This is a genomic window from Sinorhizobium sp. B11 (assembly GCA_039725955.1).
GTDB lineage: Bacteria > Pseudomonadota > Alphaproteobacteria > Rhizobiales > Rhizobiaceae > Rhizobium.
This window is the reverse complement of record CP091034.1, coordinates 3,275,848-3,292,628: the sequence shown is the minus strand read 5'-3', so window position 1 is coordinate 3,292,628 and position 16,781 is coordinate 3,275,848. Positions and strand designations below refer to the sequence as shown.

The 16,781-nt window shown below is 58.9% G+C and carries 12 protein-coding genes; 6 read left to right on the top strand and 6 right to left on the bottom strand.

What is annotated here, in order from left to right:
* Positions 1-127 precede the first annotated feature (127 nt).
* Positions 128-1,249 carry a DUF2333 family protein gene (locus tag LVY75_26420; protein XAZ22321.1) on the top strand — a complete coding sequence of 374 codons (1,122 nt, stop codon included), beginning with the start codon at positions 128-130 and terminating at the stop codon, positions 1,247-1,249.
* Positions 1,250-1,300: 51 nt separating this feature from the next.
* On the opposite strand, the gene LVY75_26415 is transcribed toward LVY75_26420, so the two are convergent.
* The 3 genes from LVY75_26415 to LVY75_26405 form a co-directional block, all read right to left on the bottom strand.
* The gene (locus LVY75_26415; GenBank protein ID XAZ22320.1) at positions 1,301-1,762 is read right to left on the bottom strand and encodes a PAS domain-containing protein; all 462 of its coding nucleotides are present in this window, start codon (positions 1,760-1,762) and stop codon (positions 1,301-1,303) included.
* Positions 1,763-1,807: 45 nt separating this feature from the next.
* Positions 1,808-2,533 carry a LuxR family transcriptional regulator gene (locus tag LVY75_26410; protein XAZ22319.1) on the bottom strand — a complete coding sequence of 242 codons (726 nt, stop codon included), beginning with the start codon at positions 2,531-2,533 and terminating at the stop codon, positions 1,808-1,810.
* Positions 2,534-2,677: 144 nt separating this feature from the next.
* On the bottom strand, positions 2,678-3,139 hold the full coding sequence (locus LVY75_26405) for an Lrp/AsnC ligand binding domain-containing protein (GenBank protein ID XAZ22318.1): 462 nt from the start codon (positions 3,137-3,139) through the stop codon (positions 2,678-2,680).
* Between the two features lie 112 nt (positions 3,140-3,251).
* On the opposite strand from LVY75_26405, the gene putA reads away from it, so the two are divergent.
* A complete protein-coding gene (gene putA / locus LVY75_26400) occupies positions 3,252-6,368 on the top strand; it encodes a bifunctional proline dehydrogenase/L-glutamate gamma-semialdehyde dehydrogenase PutA (protein XAZ22317.1) in 3,117 nt (1,038 codons plus the stop codon).
* Positions 6,369-6,464: 96 nt separating this feature from the next.
* Entirely contained in the window at positions 6,465-8,135 is a 1,671-nt protein-coding gene (locus LVY75_26395) for a hypothetical protein (protein XAZ22316.1), read from the top strand.
* A gap of 79 nt (positions 8,136-8,214) precedes the next feature.
* On the opposite strand, the gene LVY75_26390 is transcribed toward LVY75_26395, so the two are convergent.
* Positions 8,215-8,742: a TIGR00645 family protein gene (locus tag LVY75_26390; GenBank protein XAZ22315.1), complete on the bottom strand. Its 528-nt coding sequence runs from the start codon at positions 8,740-8,742 to the stop codon at positions 8,215-8,217.
* Positions 8,743-8,916: 174 nt separating this feature from the next.
* Here LVY75_26390 and LVY75_26385 point away from each other — a divergent pair, with 174 nt between their 5' ends.
* Positions 8,917-10,596: a formate--tetrahydrofolate ligase gene (locus tag LVY75_26385; GenBank protein XAZ22314.1), complete on the top strand. Its 1,680-nt coding sequence runs from the start codon at positions 8,917-8,919 to the stop codon at positions 10,594-10,596.
* Here LVY75_26385 and LVY75_26380 read toward each other — a convergent pair.
* Both LVY75_26380 and LVY75_26375 read right to left on the bottom strand, forming a co-directional pair.
* The gene (locus LVY75_26380; GenBank protein ID XAZ22313.1) at positions 10,575-10,802 is read right to left on the bottom strand and encodes a hypothetical protein; all 228 of its coding nucleotides are present in this window, start codon (positions 10,800-10,802) and stop codon (positions 10,575-10,577) included. The two genes, LVY75_26385 and LVY75_26380, sit on opposite strands and share 22 nt — an antisense overlap.
* 91 nt (positions 10,803-10,893) lie before the next feature.
* A complete protein-coding gene (locus LVY75_26375; GenBank protein ID XAZ22312.1) occupies positions 10,894-11,802 on the bottom strand; it encodes an extensin family protein in 909 nt (302 codons plus the stop codon).
* A 283-nt stretch (positions 11,803-12,085) separates the two neighbouring features.
* Between LVY75_26375 and LVY75_26370 the strand changes: the two genes are divergently transcribed.
* Both LVY75_26370 and LVY75_26365 read left to right on the top strand, forming a co-directional pair.
* A complete protein-coding gene (locus LVY75_26370) occupies positions 12,086-14,314 on the top strand; it encodes a TonB-dependent hemoglobin/transferrin/lactoferrin family receptor (GenBank protein XAZ22311.1) in 2,229 nt (742 codons plus the stop codon).
* Positions 14,315-14,580: 266 nt separating this feature from the next.
* Entirely contained in the window at positions 14,581-16,770 is a 2,190-nt protein-coding gene (locus LVY75_26365; protein XAZ22310.1) for an anthranilate synthase, read from the top strand.
* Positions 16,771-16,781 lie beyond the last annotated feature (11 nt).

Genomic DNA, 16,781 nt, shown 5'->3' with positions numbered 1-16,781 from the left:
TGCCGTCCCTGACAGATCGCGTGCCACTGGCCGAAATATCCTTGTCTGTTGTTGTACTTGAGCGATCGAGCGCATATGTGGTGGGGAGGGATACCCTCATTTCGCCGCCTGACAGGAGACGACGACGATGTTCGACCGGATTGCCGGTTTTTTCAGACTGATCGGCCAGACGATCGGCCGCTGGGTTCGCCTTTTTGCCGCCTGGGCCTTCTGGCCCTTCCTGGCCGCGCACGGATGGTATGCGCGGCGGACCTGGGCGATCCGGCTGCCGATAATCGGCTTTTTCGCGCTTCTCGTCGTCCTCTATGGCTATTTCATCTGGCAGACGCAGGTCTGGTCGAATTTCAACACGAACTTTGTCGATCAATATCGTCTTTCGGATCGAAAGGTGCCGGCAGGGCAGGAAATTCCGGCGGCGGACGGGACTGCCGCCAAGAGCTGCCAGCGTTCGGCAATCGTCGATGTCGCTGCCGATCTGACGGATTTCAACGTCAACCAGAATGCCTGGATTTCGTCGATGGTGCTCTACAAGATGGGCTTCTTCGGCATCGATTGGGATCACACGCCCTTTCTCGACAACAAGGCATCCTTCCAGCGCGGCATCAATCAGGCCGTTCGCCGTACGTCCGTGGAACTGGTGGATACGCTGGGGCGCGTGCGCGGTACGTCCGGCATAAATAGCGATCTGCAGAATGCGCGCGGCAATCTGCAGTTCGATGAGTACAGCTGGTATTTCGGCCTGAACCCGTTCGGACCGAAGACACCGACGCCGGCCTATTATCGCACCGCGATCGATAGCCTGCGGAAGTTCAATACGGATCTGGCTGGCTGCAATGCCGTTTTCGACGGTCGCGCCGACAACCTCATCCAGTTCATCGACCGTATCGCCAACGATCTCGGCAGCACATCCGACATGCTGGCCGAACGCTCGGAAAATCACGATCGCGGCTGGTTCGACACGCGTGCTGACGACCGATTCTGGTTCGCATATGGTCAGCTCTACGCTTATTACGCGATTTTGTCGGCCGCACAGGCGGACTTCTCTCAGGTTGTGTCGGAGCGAAATCTCGGCGCCATCTGGTCGGGTACGACACGCCAGTTCCAGGCAGCACTTCGCATCCAGCCGGCCATCATTTCCAACGGACGTGAAGACGGCTGGATCATGCCGAGCCACCTCGCCACGATGGGCTTCTATATATTGAGGGTGCGTTCGAATCTCGTTGAAATTCGCTCGGTTTTGGACCGCTAGAGCGCGGAACGTCCATTCGGACGCACGGCAGATGCCCTGGCTTCTTAGCCGCTAGGCAGAATCGCCGTTGTCTTCGAAGCCGAGGATGCGCAGCTTCTCGACGAATTCATAGGTGATGCCGACGATGCCGCCGCCGCTGGCATCGTCGCGGAACTGCCCGACGGAGCGCACCATCTTGTAGCCGCCGAGCCCGTTGTCGACGCGATAGACATAGTGGAAGCCGACACGGTGAAGGCTCGCCTGCTCGAAGGTTTCGGCGATCAGCAGCCGGTCTTCCGGATGGATGCGCGACATGAGTTCGGTCAGGTTGACCGGACCTTCGCTGTAGGGAAGATCGAAAATCTCATGTACGTCTTCGCTGGCGAAGAAATGTCCGGTCTCGATGTTCATCCGCCAGAAGCCGAAGAGGCGGTAGGCCGCGAACATGGTGAGCGCTTCGGCATCTGTGACACCAATGTGGGCACGCGATTGCAGCCGATGTTCGACGGCCGGCTGTTCGAAACGAAGAGGCACGGTTTCCCCCTGATTGGGATGACGCGCTGATTCTCTTCTGATTCCTCAGTTGATCAGCTTCAATCGGATGGCTTTTGCTACCAACTGAGTGCGGTTGACGCAATCGAGTTTTTTAATTGCGTTGGTCATATAGGCATTTACCGTGTGATCCGAGAGCGCCAGGATCTGGCCGATCTCGATCGAGGTCTTGCCTTGCGCGGTCCATCGCACGACCTCGAGCTCGCGTGCCGAGAGCGCGTTGTGGGAACTCTCCTCATTGCGCTTGACCGTATTGTAGGTGTCGAGGGCGTAGAGAATAATCATCGCGAGTTCATTGATCTCGCTCTGTCCGAGGGATGCGCGTTCGCCACCGAACCAGAAGACGAGGCGCTGTCCATCCCCAGAGTTGACGGGCATCGCGATACCGGCGGTCATGCCATGCTGCAGCATCAAATTCCTGATGCCGGCCGGGAAAGACTGGGCATGGGCGGGATCGTTGAGATGCCAGACCTGCGGCACCGCCGATTCTCTCATGCGCGCGGCGAAGGGACATGCCCGCAGCATATGCCCGCGGTCGAAATCCCTGATGTAGGAAACCGGGAGCGAGCTCTCGATGATCAGCGGTTTGAGCAGCAAATCTTCTTTCGCCGGGGCGTTCAGCAGAGTGATATGCTCAAAACCGAATGCGGCTGCCACCCTTCCAAGCGCTTGCCCGAACAGGCCGCGTGTGCGGGCCACTGCCAATTCGCTCGATAGCAATGACTGCCTTTCAGAGGTAGTCATGTAAGACATTATGTGCCCCCGCAGGTCCCCATGTTACCGCTATCAAATACGTAAATACGCGGGCATGCTAGCCCTAATTGACTTAGCACACACTGATTAATTCATTTTCTGAAAAATTAACCAGTGAAAAACGCGCCTAAGTTGATTTACCGCCTATACGGGTAGAAGCGCTGTCCCTTTCACTTCCTCCATGACCGCATAGGTGTGTGTCTCGCGTACGCCGGGGAGGGAAAGAATCACTTCCGAGAGGAATTGGCGATAAGCATCCATCCCCGCCATGCGCGCCTTTACAAGATAGTCGAAGCCTCCCGCGACCATATGACATTCCATCACGTCGTCGCTGCGTTTTACTGCCGCAGCAAATGCGTCGAAAACATCAGGCGTGGTGCGGTCAAGTTTAACCTGTACGAAGACGAGGAGGCTGCGGCCGAGTTTTTCCGGTGAAAGGATTGCCATATAGCCCGTGATATAACCGTCCCGGCTCAGTCGCTTCACGCGCTCGGCAGTGGCCGTTGGAGACAGGTTGACGCGTTCAGCGAGCTCTATGTTGGAAAGCCGCCCTTCCTTCTGCAGTGCGCGGAGAATCTTGCGGTCAAGACGGTCGAGTTCTTTCATTTTTCGCGGCCTTTCAGGCGGTCTGTAGGCGAAGATCGTGTTGGTCAGCCTCAGTTTAGTGAAAAACACCACGAATGAACAGCTATGTTGCCGAAATCACGGAGAACACTACATGCCGACCCAGATTTCCACGCCTTTTGCCCTGTTCAACGCTCCATTTGCCGGTGACGATGACCGCCTGCTGCATGGTTTTGCTGAAGGCCTGCGCTTTTCGGCCTCCCAGGACGGGGCGATCGACAAGCGCGCCGGCGGCATGATCGAGGCGATCCGCAGCAATTCCGGATCGATCGGCGGCGTTGAGGACTTCCTCAGGGAATACGGGCTCTCCACCAAGGAGGGCCTGGCGCTGATGGTGCTTGCCGAAGCGCTGCTGCGCGTACCCGATGCGCTGACGCAGGACAAGCTGATCGAGGACAAGCTGAAGGAAGGCGGCTGGAGCGAGCATGAAGGCAAGGCCGACAGCTGGTTCGTTTCCGCTTCGGCCTGGGCACTTGGCCTTTCGGCCCGCATCATCAGGCCCGGCGAAACGCCTGAAGGTGTGGTGCGGGGTCTTGTCAAACGCATGGGCCTGCCGACCGTCCGCAACGCCACCAAGCAGGCCATGCGTTTCCTCGGTCATCATTTCGTGCTCGGCGAGACGATCAAGGACGCGCTGAACCGCGCTGCCAAGAGTGAGGAAAAGGGCTATCGCCATTCCTTCGACATGCTGGGCGAGGGTGCCCGCACCGCCGAAGACGCCAAGCGTTACTGGCAATCCTATGCGATGGCGATCGAGGCGATCGGCGGCTGGATGGCGAAGAACGGCAAGGGCAAGGAACTGCCCGACCGCATGGGTATTTCCGTCAAGCTTTCGGCGCTGCATCCACGTTACCTAGCCACGCATCGCGACCGGGTGATGAAGGAGCTGGTGCCTGATCTCCTGAAGCTCGCGCAGATGGCGAAGGCACATCAGCTCAATTTCACCATCGACGCCGAAGAGGCCGACCGGCTCGAGCTTTCGCTGGACGTGATCGCCGCGGTCTTTTCCGATCCGTCGCTCGCCGGCTGGGATGGTTTCGGCCTGGCTATCCAAGCCTATCAGAAGCGTGCAGTTGCCGTGATTGACTATATCGACGAACTCTGCGCAAAGCTCGGGCGCCGCATGATGGTGCGTCTCGTCAAGGGCGCCTACTGGGATACCGAGGTGAAGCGCGCCCAGGAGCGCGGGCTTGATGATTATCCGGTCTGGACACGCAAGCAGGCGACGGACCTTTCCTACCTTGCCTGTGCGCAGCACATGCTTGCCAAACGGGCGCGCATCTTTCCGCAATTTGCCACGCATAACGCGCTGACGGTTTCCACCATTCTCGAGCTTGCGGGCAATGATCGCTCCGGCTTCGAGTTCCAGCGCCTGCATGGCATGGGCGAGAGCCTCTACAATCATCTGCTTGATACCAACGACCGCATCGCCTGCCGCATCTATGCGCCGGTCGGCGGTTATCGCGACCTGCTCGCCTATCTCGTCCGACGTCTGCTCGAAAATGGCGCCAACTCTTCCTTCGTCGCCATGGCCGGCGACAAGAACGTGCCGATCAAGGCGCTGCTGGAGCGTCCGGTCGACAAGCTCGAATTCGATGTCGGGGCCAGCGCGCGCAACAGCAAGATTCCCTTGCCATTGCAGCTCTATGGCAAGCGCAAGAACAGTGCGGGGCTGGAATTCGGCCATCGTGCGACGCTCGAGAGGCTGATGGGCAATATCGGCAAGGGCATTGCTGCCATTTCCGCGACGCCGCTGATCCCCGGCGTCGCGGCCAGCGGTTCCGACGTTTCCGTGGTTTCGCCCTCCAATCATTCGAAGACCGTCGGTTCGGTGCGCAATGCCACCGCAGCCGATATCGACAAGGCTTTTGCGATTGCGGCCAAGGGTTTCAAGACATGGTCGCGGCGCTCCGTCGAGGAACGTGCATCGGCACTGGAGCGCATGGCCGACCTCATAGAGGAAAACCGCGACAGGCTGCTGGTGCTTCTGGCAGCTGAGGCCGGCAAGACGCTCGATGACGGTGTGGCCGAAGTACGCGAAGCCGTGGATTTCTGCCGCTACTATGCCGATGAGGCACGCCGGCTGTTTGGCACTGTCACGAAGATGCCGGGGCCGACCGGTGAGGACAATCGCTACCTCTGGCGCGGGCGTGGCGTCTTTGCCTGCATCTCGCCCTGGAACTTCCCTCTGGCGATCTTCCTCGGGCAGGTTTCGGCAGCCCTCGTGTCCGGCAATGCCGTGCTCGCAAAGCCGGCGCCGCAGACCCCTCTCATTGCCTATGAGGCGGTCAAGCTGTTCCACAAGGCCGGCGTGCCGGAAGATGCGCTGCTTTTTGTGCCCGGCGGTCCCGATGTCGGTGCTGCGATCACGGCACATGCAGCCCTTGCCGGTGTGGCTTTCACCGGGTCGACGAAGACGGCCTGGGCGATCAACCGTGCGCTCGCCGCCAAGGATGGGCCGATCGTGCCGCTGATTGCCGAAACCGGTGGGCTCAATGCGATGGTGGTCGATGCGACGGCTCTCGGTGAGCAGGTGGCTGACGACGTGGTCCTCTCGGCCTTCCGTTCTGCCGGTCAGCGCTGCTCGGCACTGCGCCTGCTCTTCCTGCAGGAGGATGTGGCAGAGCACATGACGCAGATGATCGAAGGCGCGGCGCGCGAACTGCAGCTCGGTGACCCCGCACTCGAAACCACCGATGTCGGCCCGATCATCGACGACAAGCAGAAGGCTATGCTGGAGGCCCATATCGCCGACATGCAGAAGACGCAGAAGGTGCGTTTTGCCGGCAAGGCGCCTGCCGGCGGCAGCTTCTTTGCGCCGCATATCGTCGAGCTCGACAAGGCTGCCGCGCTGACCAAGGAGGTCTTCGGTCCGGTTCTGCACATCGTCAGATGGAAGGCGAAGGAATTGCCGAAAGTGTTGCAGGAGATCCAGGCTTCCGGCTACGGCCTGACGCTCGGCATCCACAGCCGTATCGAATCGACGATCCGCACCGTCACCGATGCGCTCGATACCGGCAATATCTATGTCAACCGCAACATGATCGGTGCCGTTGTCGGCACCCAGCCGTTTGGTGGCTCTAGCCTTTCCGGCACCGGCTTCAAGGCTGGCGGTCCGGCCTATCTGCAGCGTTTTGCGCTGGAACAGGTGATCTCGGTAAACACCGCCGCGGCTGGGGGCAATGCTAGCCTGATCGCGATGGGCGAATGAAGTAATGAAATGGCAGCAAGTCTGTGGGAACCCCGCTTGCTGCCGTTCAAATCAATTGCTAAGCGTATGATCGGATGCAACTGAGGCAATCTACTCGTGCGCTTTGCAATTTTCCTTTCCGTAAAATATCTGTTTTCTCGAATAATACTTGCTTTAGTTCTTTCCAGCCTTCCAATTGCGCTTTTGCAGGCCGCAGAGCAGAAGCAGTCGGAACATCCACCGATGAGCTTCGTCATCGTGCATAAATCTGTCTGCAAGCAAGACTGTCCGGAATGGATTTCGGCAGAGGGGCGCATAACCTCCGACACACCTGCCCAAATGAGAAAAATTCTCAAGAAGATCGGGAATCGGAAATTGCCGATCGTGTTCCGTTCCGAAGGTGGGGATGTGAATGCCGCCTATGTAATGGGACGAATGATTCGTAAGGCTGGGCTGGAAACGGCGGTCGGTGGCACGCGGCTGGAAGGCTGTCCGCCTGAGGATTTGCGTTGCGCAGCTGCCATCGGCCGGAATGGCGCTGCAGCTGGATCCACCTATTCGTATGGCGCATATTGCGTTTCTGCGTGCCCGCTGGCTTTGGCGGGCGGCACGACGCGAGTTTCGTCTCAGTGGGCCTATATCGGCGTTCATCAGATCACGACCGTCTACAACAAGATGCGCGTTTCCTATCGCATCGAATACAAGATGGTGAATGGGAAGAAGCAGGAAGTTTCCCGTAAGGAGATTGGCCGCAAAGTTACCGGGCAGAGCAGTTCCACCAAGCTCGGCAAAAAAGCTAGCGCGACTCTGAAGGCGTATCTGAAAGAGATGGGGGTCAGCGATGACATCGTTGACCTGATGATGAGCGCCACACCCGACAGCATGGCGATGGTCGTGCCGACTGAAGCACTTCGGACGGGTCTGATCACGGATATGCTGGCTTACAATGAATGGCCCGGCATGCCGCTCTGCGCGCAGGACGCAGCGGCCGATGCCGCATGCTATCGCCATCCGGCGCCCAAAGCTGCTGTCCCTGAGCCGCCTGTGAAGAGCGCGACCGTATCCCCAGACTATCCTGCGCCTAAAACCCATCCGATGGACTTCCTCCTGATGTACAAAGGCAATTGCCAGGAAGAATGCACGCAGTGGATCTCGGCGGATGGCGACATCATGCCGGATACACCGGCTCAGCTGGAAGCGATCTTGAAGACACTCGGCGACAGAAAGTTGCCGGTCGTCTTTCAGTCCTTTGGTGGCGACAAGGATGCAGCTTTCGCAATGGGACGTATGATCCGCGCTGCGGGCCTCGATACGTCAATTGGCAGAACGCGCCTGCCGAATTGTCCGATGCAGGATCCGCGCTGCACCGCGAGCATGGCCAAAAGCGGGCCGACCGAGGGGGAAGTCTTTGCCGGTGGGGCGTACTGTTTTTCGAGCTGCACCATTGCCTTTATGGGCGGAACGTCGCGGCTCGTGGGACGGACTTCCGCTCTCGGCCTCAGCCAACCGGCGAGCAAGGTTACGGAGACTGAGCGCGGAAAATTCATTGCCTATTTCAGTGAGATGGGCGTCAGTCCCGACACATTCGACACGATGATGATAACGCCGTCTTTCGGGAGAGGAGATATATATCCGCCTCAGGCGCTCAGGCTTGAGATCATCGATGGGGTGATCCCCTACGATGAGGAGCCCGGCCTTCATGTCTGCGGACCGAACGCTAAGGAAAGCGTTCTGTGCCCCAGAAAATCCAAGGCGGCAACCGTTCCGGCGTCTGCTTCAGTTAACTGATGCCGAGTTTCGAAAAGAGGCGCCGCCGCGACACGGCGCTTCTGCTTCACACCGCCGTCTTTTACGGCCTGACGCCGCTTTAGCCCTTGTCCTTCAGGTCGTTCTTCGAGGTCACGCTCATCAACTTTTCTAGGAAGCCGAGCATGACCGCAGACACAACGAAGGCCAGATGCATGAGGGTCAGCCACATGATCTTGCCGTCGGTATATTGATCGACGTTGAGGAAGACCTGCAGCAGGTGGATGGAGGAGATGGCGACGATGGAGGAGGCGACCTTGATCTTCAGGCTGCCGGAATCGAGCTTGCCGAGGAAGGAGACTTCGCCTTCCTTTTCAGCCTCGTCGAAGCGGCTGACGAAATTCTCGTAGCCGGAGATCATGACCATGACGATGAGGCTTGCGACGAGTGCCGCATCGATGAGACCGAGCATGGCGAGGATCATTTCGGCCTCGCCGAGCTCGAACACGCTTCCTGCGACCTTCAGGAATTTGAAAGCGAAGGCCACGGCATAGACGGCCAAGGCAAGGACAAGGCCGATATAGAAGACCACAAGCAGCCAACGGCTGGAAAGGATGATGCGCTCGACCAAAAGTTCGAGTGATTTCACGGTCTACCCCCGTAAGTCTTAGAATCGCTGACCCCTAATAAACAATGGAATAGCCGCAGGGCAAGGCGCGGCGCTATTCACAGTTTGGGCATATTTCGCTATCCGATTGAAATAAGCGCCGAGTCCGTCGCGCATAGAGAAATCGGGCGCGCAGAGAAAACGGGAACACGATCCATGGCTGCCATCAAATCCGATATCGAAATTGCGCGTGAGGCAACAAAGAAGCCGATTTTCGAGATCGGCGCCAAGCTCGGCATCCCGCCGGAGCAGCTCGTTCCCTACGGTCACGACAAGGCGAAGATCAGCGCCGAGTTCATCGCCGCCCAGGAGGACAAGAAGGACGGTAAGCTGATCCTTGTCACTGCCATCAATCCGACGCCGGCAGGCGAGGGCAAGACGACGACCACCGTCGGTCTCGGCGACGGGCTCAACCGCATCGGCAAGAAAGCGATCGTCTGCGTGCGCGAGGCCTCGCTCGGTCCCTGCTTCGGTGTGAAGGGTGGAGCGGCAGGCGGCGGATATGCCCAGGTCGTGCCGATGGAAGACATCAACCTGCATTTCACCGGCGATTTCCACGCGATCACCTCGGCGCATAATCTGCTCGCGGCGATGATCGACAATCACATCTATTGGGGCAACGAAGAGAACATTGATCTGCGCCGCATCACATGGCGACGGGTGATGGACATGAACGACCGGGCACTGCGCAGCATGGTGTCCTCTCTCGGCGGCGTATCCAACGGGTTCCCGCGGCAGAACGGCTTCGATATCACCGTCGCGTCCGAAGTCATGGCGATCCTGTGCCTTGCGACCGATCTCAAGGATCTGGAGCGAAGGCTCGGAGAGATCATCATCGGTTACCGCTTCGACAAGACGCCGGTCTATGCCCGCGATCTCAAGGCCGATGGCGCGATGGCCGTCCTGCTGAAGGATGCCATGCAGCCGAACCTCGTGCAGACGCTCGAAAATAATCCGGCCTTCGTGCATGGCGGTCCATTCGCCAATATCGCCCATGGCTGCAACTCGGTGGTCGCGACGAAGACTGCGTTGAAGCTCGGCGACTATGTCGTGACGGAAGCGGGCTTCGGAGCGGATCTCGGCGCGGAGAAATTCTTCAACATCAAATGCCGCAAGGCCGGCTTGAAACCGAGTGCCGCGGTGATCGTCGCGACAGTCCGGGCGCTGAAGATGAATGGCGGCGTCAAGAAGGACGATCTCGGCGCGGAGAATATTCAGGCGCTGGTTCGCGGCTGCTCCAATCTTGGCCGCCATATCGCCAATGTGCGCAGGTTCGGCGTTCCTGTCGTCGTTGCGATCAATCATTTCGTTTCGGATACCGATGCTGAAATCGCCGCCGTGCAGGAATATGTCGCGCGTCATGGCGCCGAAGCCATCCTTTGCCGTCACTGGGCGGAAGGTTCTGCCGGCATCGAGGACCTTGCCTACAAGGTCGTGGAGCTAGCCGAATCCGGACAGGCAAGGTTCGAGCCGCTCTATGGCGACGACCTGCCGCTCATCGAAAAGATCGAGATCGTCGCTTCGAAGATCTATCATGCCGGCGAGGTGACGGCCGACAAGGCGGTCCGCGACCAGCTGGCGGCCTGGGAAGCACAAGGCTATGGCAAGCTGCCGGTCTGCATGGCGAAGACGCAATATTCCTTCTCGACAGATCCGAACCTGCGCGGTGCGCCGGAGGGGCATGTAGTGTCGGTGCGCGAAGTAAGGCTGTCGGCGGGCGCCGGCTTTGTCGTCGTCATTACCGGCGAGATCATGACCATGCCCGGCCTGCCGAAATCGCCATCGGCGGAACGGATTTTCCTCAACGATCAGGGTTATATCGAGGGGTTGTTCTGATCCCCAGTGGCGTTCGCGCTGCTCGTGATGAGATGGCGTCGACGCTTCTCGTAGTCGGGGTCGATGAATAGCCAAACGAACAGCCGCTGAAAGCTTCCGCCAGCCAATATCGCTATCGGCAGGAGCAAAAAGACATGGCCTGAAAACAGCAAGCCTATGGCCGTAACAAGCAGTCCGAAGATAATGCAGGCTGCGATAGGCTTCATGCCCTTGCGATCCTCGACATCGTCGTCCCGAGACTTTGATCTGGGTATTTGAGGATCTGATTCAAGCTGTCATCTCAAGTGTCTGAAATTTTTAGTGGCAGTAGCGATAACCGCCCTTTCTCTCGATCACGTCAAGATGGAAATGGGTCTCATGGGCGGCATCGCTTTCGGGGTCGAGCACGGTCGTGAAATAGAGGCAGCCTGCGGCGCTGACGGTGCGCTGGAATGCGCCTGTCAGTGTCGAATCCTCGCGTCGTGAGCGGACCTCGACAGGCTCGCCCTTGTTAAAGCTGAAGCTTCCAATGTCGATGGCATTGCCGCGGGCATGTTCGGAAATCTTGCCGGTCTCGGCGCTGTTGCGCAGGCGGCAGATATAGGCCGAGGCCTGATTGATGGTCGTAATGCCACCGTTGGCCGGCAGTGCGACCGAAGCTGCTGGAATGACACTACCCTTCATCCACTGTGCAAGCGCCAGTGCCGTCGGGCAGCGAAGTGTGGCTTCGGGTTTCAACGTAATACCGGGCAAAGCCTGGGAGACAATGATGGGCTTGTCGATGCCGCAGCCGTTGCCGTCGTCGATGCGGGGTGTTTCGCGAAAGACGACGCCAAGGCTCTGCAATTCCTTCACGCATTCGGCATGGTCCGCGTCGCTCTCCGGCTCGATGGTCAGGTGCTGTTCTTCGAGCGTCTGCTCGGCCGGGCTCGGTGGTTTCTGGTCTTCCAGCGGCGGCGGCGGCGGGCCAAATTTTTCAGCCGATGGCGTGGCAGAGGTTTCGCTCGGCTTCGGCTTGGGCTCGGGCGTCGGAATGTCGGAAGCCTGCGGCGGCGTATCGGGTTTTAGCTCCGGTTTGGCTTCAGGAACTGCCTCCGTTTCCGGCTTTTTTTCAGGCTGGACCGAAGGGCTTTCGGTTGCCGTCTCCGGCTTGGGTTCCGGCAAGGGGCCGGTTCGCGGCAATCTTGCACCAGGGAGCAGGGCGAGTGCGGCGAGGAGGACCGCCATCTTCCGAAATTCTCTCACACGTCGTTTCCCGTCGTTGATCGAGCGGAGAGTTAACGCGAAAGGACCGGTTTCGTTGCAATTGCGCAACATTTTGTCGGCATCGGTAAAACTTGATTGTATTATTCAACATAAATTGGCTGAATATATTGACAATAAAACTCATGTTTTTTATGCGGCAAAAAGAAGGCGGAAATCTCCGCCGTCGTCCGCAAGCCTAGCCAGCCCCTCGAGCGCCCGAAACGCCACGACAGCCAGCCCGGTAATTTCCATTTGAGGGTAGGTTATGATCGTCCGGCATTGGCGCTCGGTTCTAATGGTCTGCACAGCAGCCGCACTTGTTTTTCCAGTTTCAAACGCTTTCGCTCAGAGCGCTCCGGCAAGCACGCCGGCCACGAATGCCGAAGGCGCAACGGTCCTTCAGAAAATCGTCGTCAAGGGAAATCGCGCGGCTCCCGGCAGTATTGCCGACACGCCGCTTGCGACTGAGATCGACAAGAAGGAACTGGAACAGAAGCAGGTCACGAATTACGACGATATCGGCCGCAGCGTCGATGCGACGGTGAACTATTCGCGTGCAGACGCGGGCTTCAACCTGCGCGGCCTTTCCGGCCCGCGTATCCTGACGACGATCGACGGGATCCCGATCCCGTACGTGTCCAACAGCTCTCGCCAGGGGGCTTTTGCGACCAGCAACGCCAATGGCGGCGGCGACACCTTCGATTTCGATTCACTCTCCTCTCTCGACATCGTGCGCGGCGCGGATTCGAGCAAGGGTGGTTCCGGCATGCTGGGCGGCGCCTTCGTCCTCAATACGCTCGAGCCCGAAGACCTCATTCCGGAAGACCGCGACTGGGGCGCGATCGTCAAATCGACCTATGACAGCGAAGATCGCAGCATTTCCGGATCCGCTGCCGCCGCCAAGAAGGTCGGCAATACGTCGATCCTCTTCCAAGGCAGCTACCGCAAGGGCCATGAGCGCGACAACAAGGGTGATAATGACAGCTACGGGCGTTTGCGCACTGAGGCGGATCCTGCGGATTTCGATCAGCACAACCTGCTCTTCAAGTTGCGTCAGGATCTCGAAGGCGGTCATCGCATCGGGCTGACGGCTGAGCGTTTCCGGCGTGACCTGAAAACCGATCTCCGGGAGCAGCAGGGCACTGGCCGCACCTACATGATCAACAATTTCGACGGCCGCGACCTGCGAGACCGTGATCGTGTCTCGCTCGATTATGACTATGAAGCGCAGTCTTCCGACGCCTTTTTCAGCAGTGCTCGGGCGACACTCTACTGGCTTGATCTGAAGAAGGAAGCCGGCAGCCACGGCCGAACCGCTGCCAACGTTGCCTACGGTCGCAACAACGAGATCGAAAACGAAACCTGGGGCTTCAGCGGCACGGCGACCAAGGATTTCGAATATTCCGGCCTCAATCACTCGGTTCGCATCGGTCTTGATATCGGTGTTTCCAAGTGGACGCAGTATAGCTCGGCCCTTTGCCCGACCCCAACCACGTGCCCGTCGCTCAACAACCAGGCGGAAGTGCCCGATGTCGACAGCCAGAATCTTGCGCTGACTTTCGAAGACAGGATCGAGATCGGCAATACCGGTTTCGCTTTGACGCCCGGCTTCCGCTTCGACTGGTTCAATTACAATCCTTCGGCCGGCGGTGGCTTCGCGACAAATACCGGTGTTACGCGTTTCGGCACTTTGCATGACCGCACGGAAGCCGCCATGTCGCCGAAGCTGCTTGCGACCTATGATCTGACGCCCGACGTGCAGCTCTACGCACAGCTTGCCGTCGGTTTCCGTGCTCCTACCGTCGATGAACTCTACAGCCGCTTCTACAACCCGACCGGTCGCTACGCACAGCTCGGCAATCCGGATCTGGATCCGGAAATCGGCCGTGGTATCGAGATTGGCGCCAACTTCGACACAGGTGGTCTGCAGGGGCGGGTTGCGGCCTTCCATACCCGCTATCAGAACTTCATCGAGACCGTGACAACCGTTGACGCGGGCGGCTTTACGACGTTCAACTACACGAACGTTTCTTCAGCTTCGATCTCCGGTCTCGAAGCCAACCTCATCAAGACCTTCGACAACGGTATCAACCTTCACACCTCGCTGGCCTACACCTATGGCCGCAATGACGACACGCAGGAGCGGTTGCGTTCCGTGGCGCCGTTCAAGGCGATCATCGGCGGTGGCTGGAGCAATGACGAATACGGGTTCGACCTTTCCTCGACGCTCTCGTCCCAGATGACCGGCAACGACAACGCACTGACGTCGTTTGACGCACCTGGCTATGGTATCGTCGACCTGACGGCATGGTGGACGCCGGAGCAGGTCAAGGGACTGCGCATCCAGGGTGGTGTCTACAACATCTTCGACCAGGAATATTATAGTGCGCTTGCCGTTCGCGACGTGAACCTCAGCGCGACGTCTTCGCAGCCCAAGGAGTGGTATTCGGAGCCGGGCCGTACCTTCAAGATCTCGGTCACCAAGACATTCTGATGAGAAATCAGCCTTCAAGGCTGGGGCAGGGGCGGCTTTCGGGCCGCCCTTTTTCGTGGGCTGATCGCCTCTTGCGCTTGGCTTCATCTCAGGCTAACAATTTCGCCCATGAAGAAGTCCTTGAACATTGCAGTTTGGTGGTGGGCTCGCTGAGGCGGCCTCGACCAATCGTGTCCAAAGACGACGAACGAGCCGCCCGAAACTTCGAGGCGGCTTTTTTGTTTCAAAGGCCGCCTTTCGTCCGGGCCCGATAACGGAGTGGAACTATGGTAACGATCCTGCGGGATGATGGTGCGGAAATCTACGAGACCAAGGGCGGTATTACCGTCACGCGGCAAAGGCGGGCCATTCCCTATGCCGATGCTGTCTCGTCCTATGTCGACAAGCTCGATGAGCGGCGCGGCGCCGTCTTCTCGTCGAACTACGAATATCCGGGCCGCTATACGCGTTGGGATACGGCTGTCGTCGATCCGCCGCTCGGTGTCTCCTCCTTCGGCCGCAATGTCTGGATCGAAGCCTATAACGAGCGCGGCGAGGTCATCCTCGAGTTCATCGTCGAGCGACTGAAGACCGTCAGCGAACTGGAACTCGGCGCACTGACCGCGCGCAGGCTCGATCTGACGGTCAAGATGCCTGACCGCGTTTTCACCGAAGAAGAGCGCTCGAAGATGCCGACGGTGTTTACCGTACTTCGCGCCATCACCGATCTTTTCTATTCGCAAGCCGATGCCAGCATCGGCTTCTATGGCGCTTTCGGCTATGATCTCGCCTTCCAGTTCGACGCGATCAATCTGAAGCTGGAACGACCTTCCGACCAGCGCGACATGGTGCTTTACCTGCCGGATGAAATCCTCGTCGTCGACAACTATGCCGCCAAGGCCTGGGTTGATCGCTACGATTTCTCCAAGAACGGCAAGACGACCGAGGGCAGGGCAGGCGACATCGCAGCCGAGCCGTTTGTCCGCACGGATACGATCCCGCCGAAGAGCGATCATCGTCCGGGCGAATATGCCGAGCTCGTCGTCAAGGCGAAGGAGAGCTTCCGCAAGGGCGATCTCTTCGAAGTGGTGCCCGGGCAGAAGTTCATGGAGCGCTGCGAAAGCAAGCCTTCGGATATTTCCAAGCGGCTGAAGGCGATCAATCCGTCCCCCTATTCCTTCTTCATCAACCTTGGAAACCAGGAATACCTGGTCGGTGCCTCGCCGGAAATGTTCGTGCGTGTTTCCGGTCGCCGCATCGAGACCTGCCCGATCTCGGGCACGATCAAGCGCGGCGACGATCCGATCGCCGACAGCGAGCAGATTCTCAAGCTCCTGAACTCGAAGAAGGACGAGTCCGAACTCACCATGTGCTCGGACGTCGACCGCAACGACAAGAGCCGCGTCTGCGAGCCGGGTTCGGTCAAGGTCATCGGTCGCCGCCAGATCGAGATGTATTCGCGTCTCATCCATACAGTCGACCATATCGAGGGGCGTCTGCGTGACGATATGGACGCCTTTGACGGCTTCCTGAGCCATGCCTGGGCCGTGACTGTAACCGGTGCGCCGAAGCTTTGGGCCATGCGTTTCATCGAAGCGCATGAGAAGAGCCCGCGCGCATGGTATGGTGGGGCGATCGGCATGGTCGGCTTCAATGGCGACATGAATACCGGCCTGACGCTGCGCACCGTGCGCATCAAGGATGGAATTGCCGAAGTGCGCGCCGGTGCGACGCTGCTCAACGATTCCATTCCCGAGGAAGAAGAAGCCGAAACCGAACTGAAGGCCTCTGCCATGCTTTCCGCCATCCGCGATGCCAAGACCGGCAATTCCGGCAAGACCCAGCGCGATGTCGCCTCTGTTGGCAAGGGCGTCAACATCCTGTTGATCGACCACGAAGACAGTTTCGTACATACGCTGGCGAATTACTTCCGCCAGACGGGGGCGACCGTCTCGACTGTGCGTACGCCGGTGCCGGAAGAAATCTTCGATCGGCTGAACCCTGATCTCGTCGTTCTGTCGCCGGGACCTGGGAACCCGAAGGATTTCGACTGCAAGGCGACGATCAAGAAGGCCCGCGCTCGCAACCTTCCGATCTTTGGCGTCTGCCTGGGCCTACAGGCTTTGGCCGAAGCCTATGGTGGAGAGCTTCGTCATCTGGCTCTGCCGATGCATGGCAAACCGTCGCGCATCCGCGTGCTGGAGCCGGGCATCGTCTTCTCGGGGCTTGCCAAGGAAGTCACGGTCGGCCGTTATCACTCGATCTTTGCCGATCCTTCGACGCTGCCGCGGGATTTCATCATCACCGCAGAAAGCGAGGACGGCACGATCATGGGCATCGAGCATGCCAAGGAGCCGATCGCGGCCGTGCAGTTCCATCCGGAATCGATCATGACGCTCGGCGGCGATGCCGGCATGCGCATGATCGAGAATGTGGTGGCGCATCTCGCCCGCCGTGCCAAGACCAAGGCGGCCTGACGGCCGGCGGC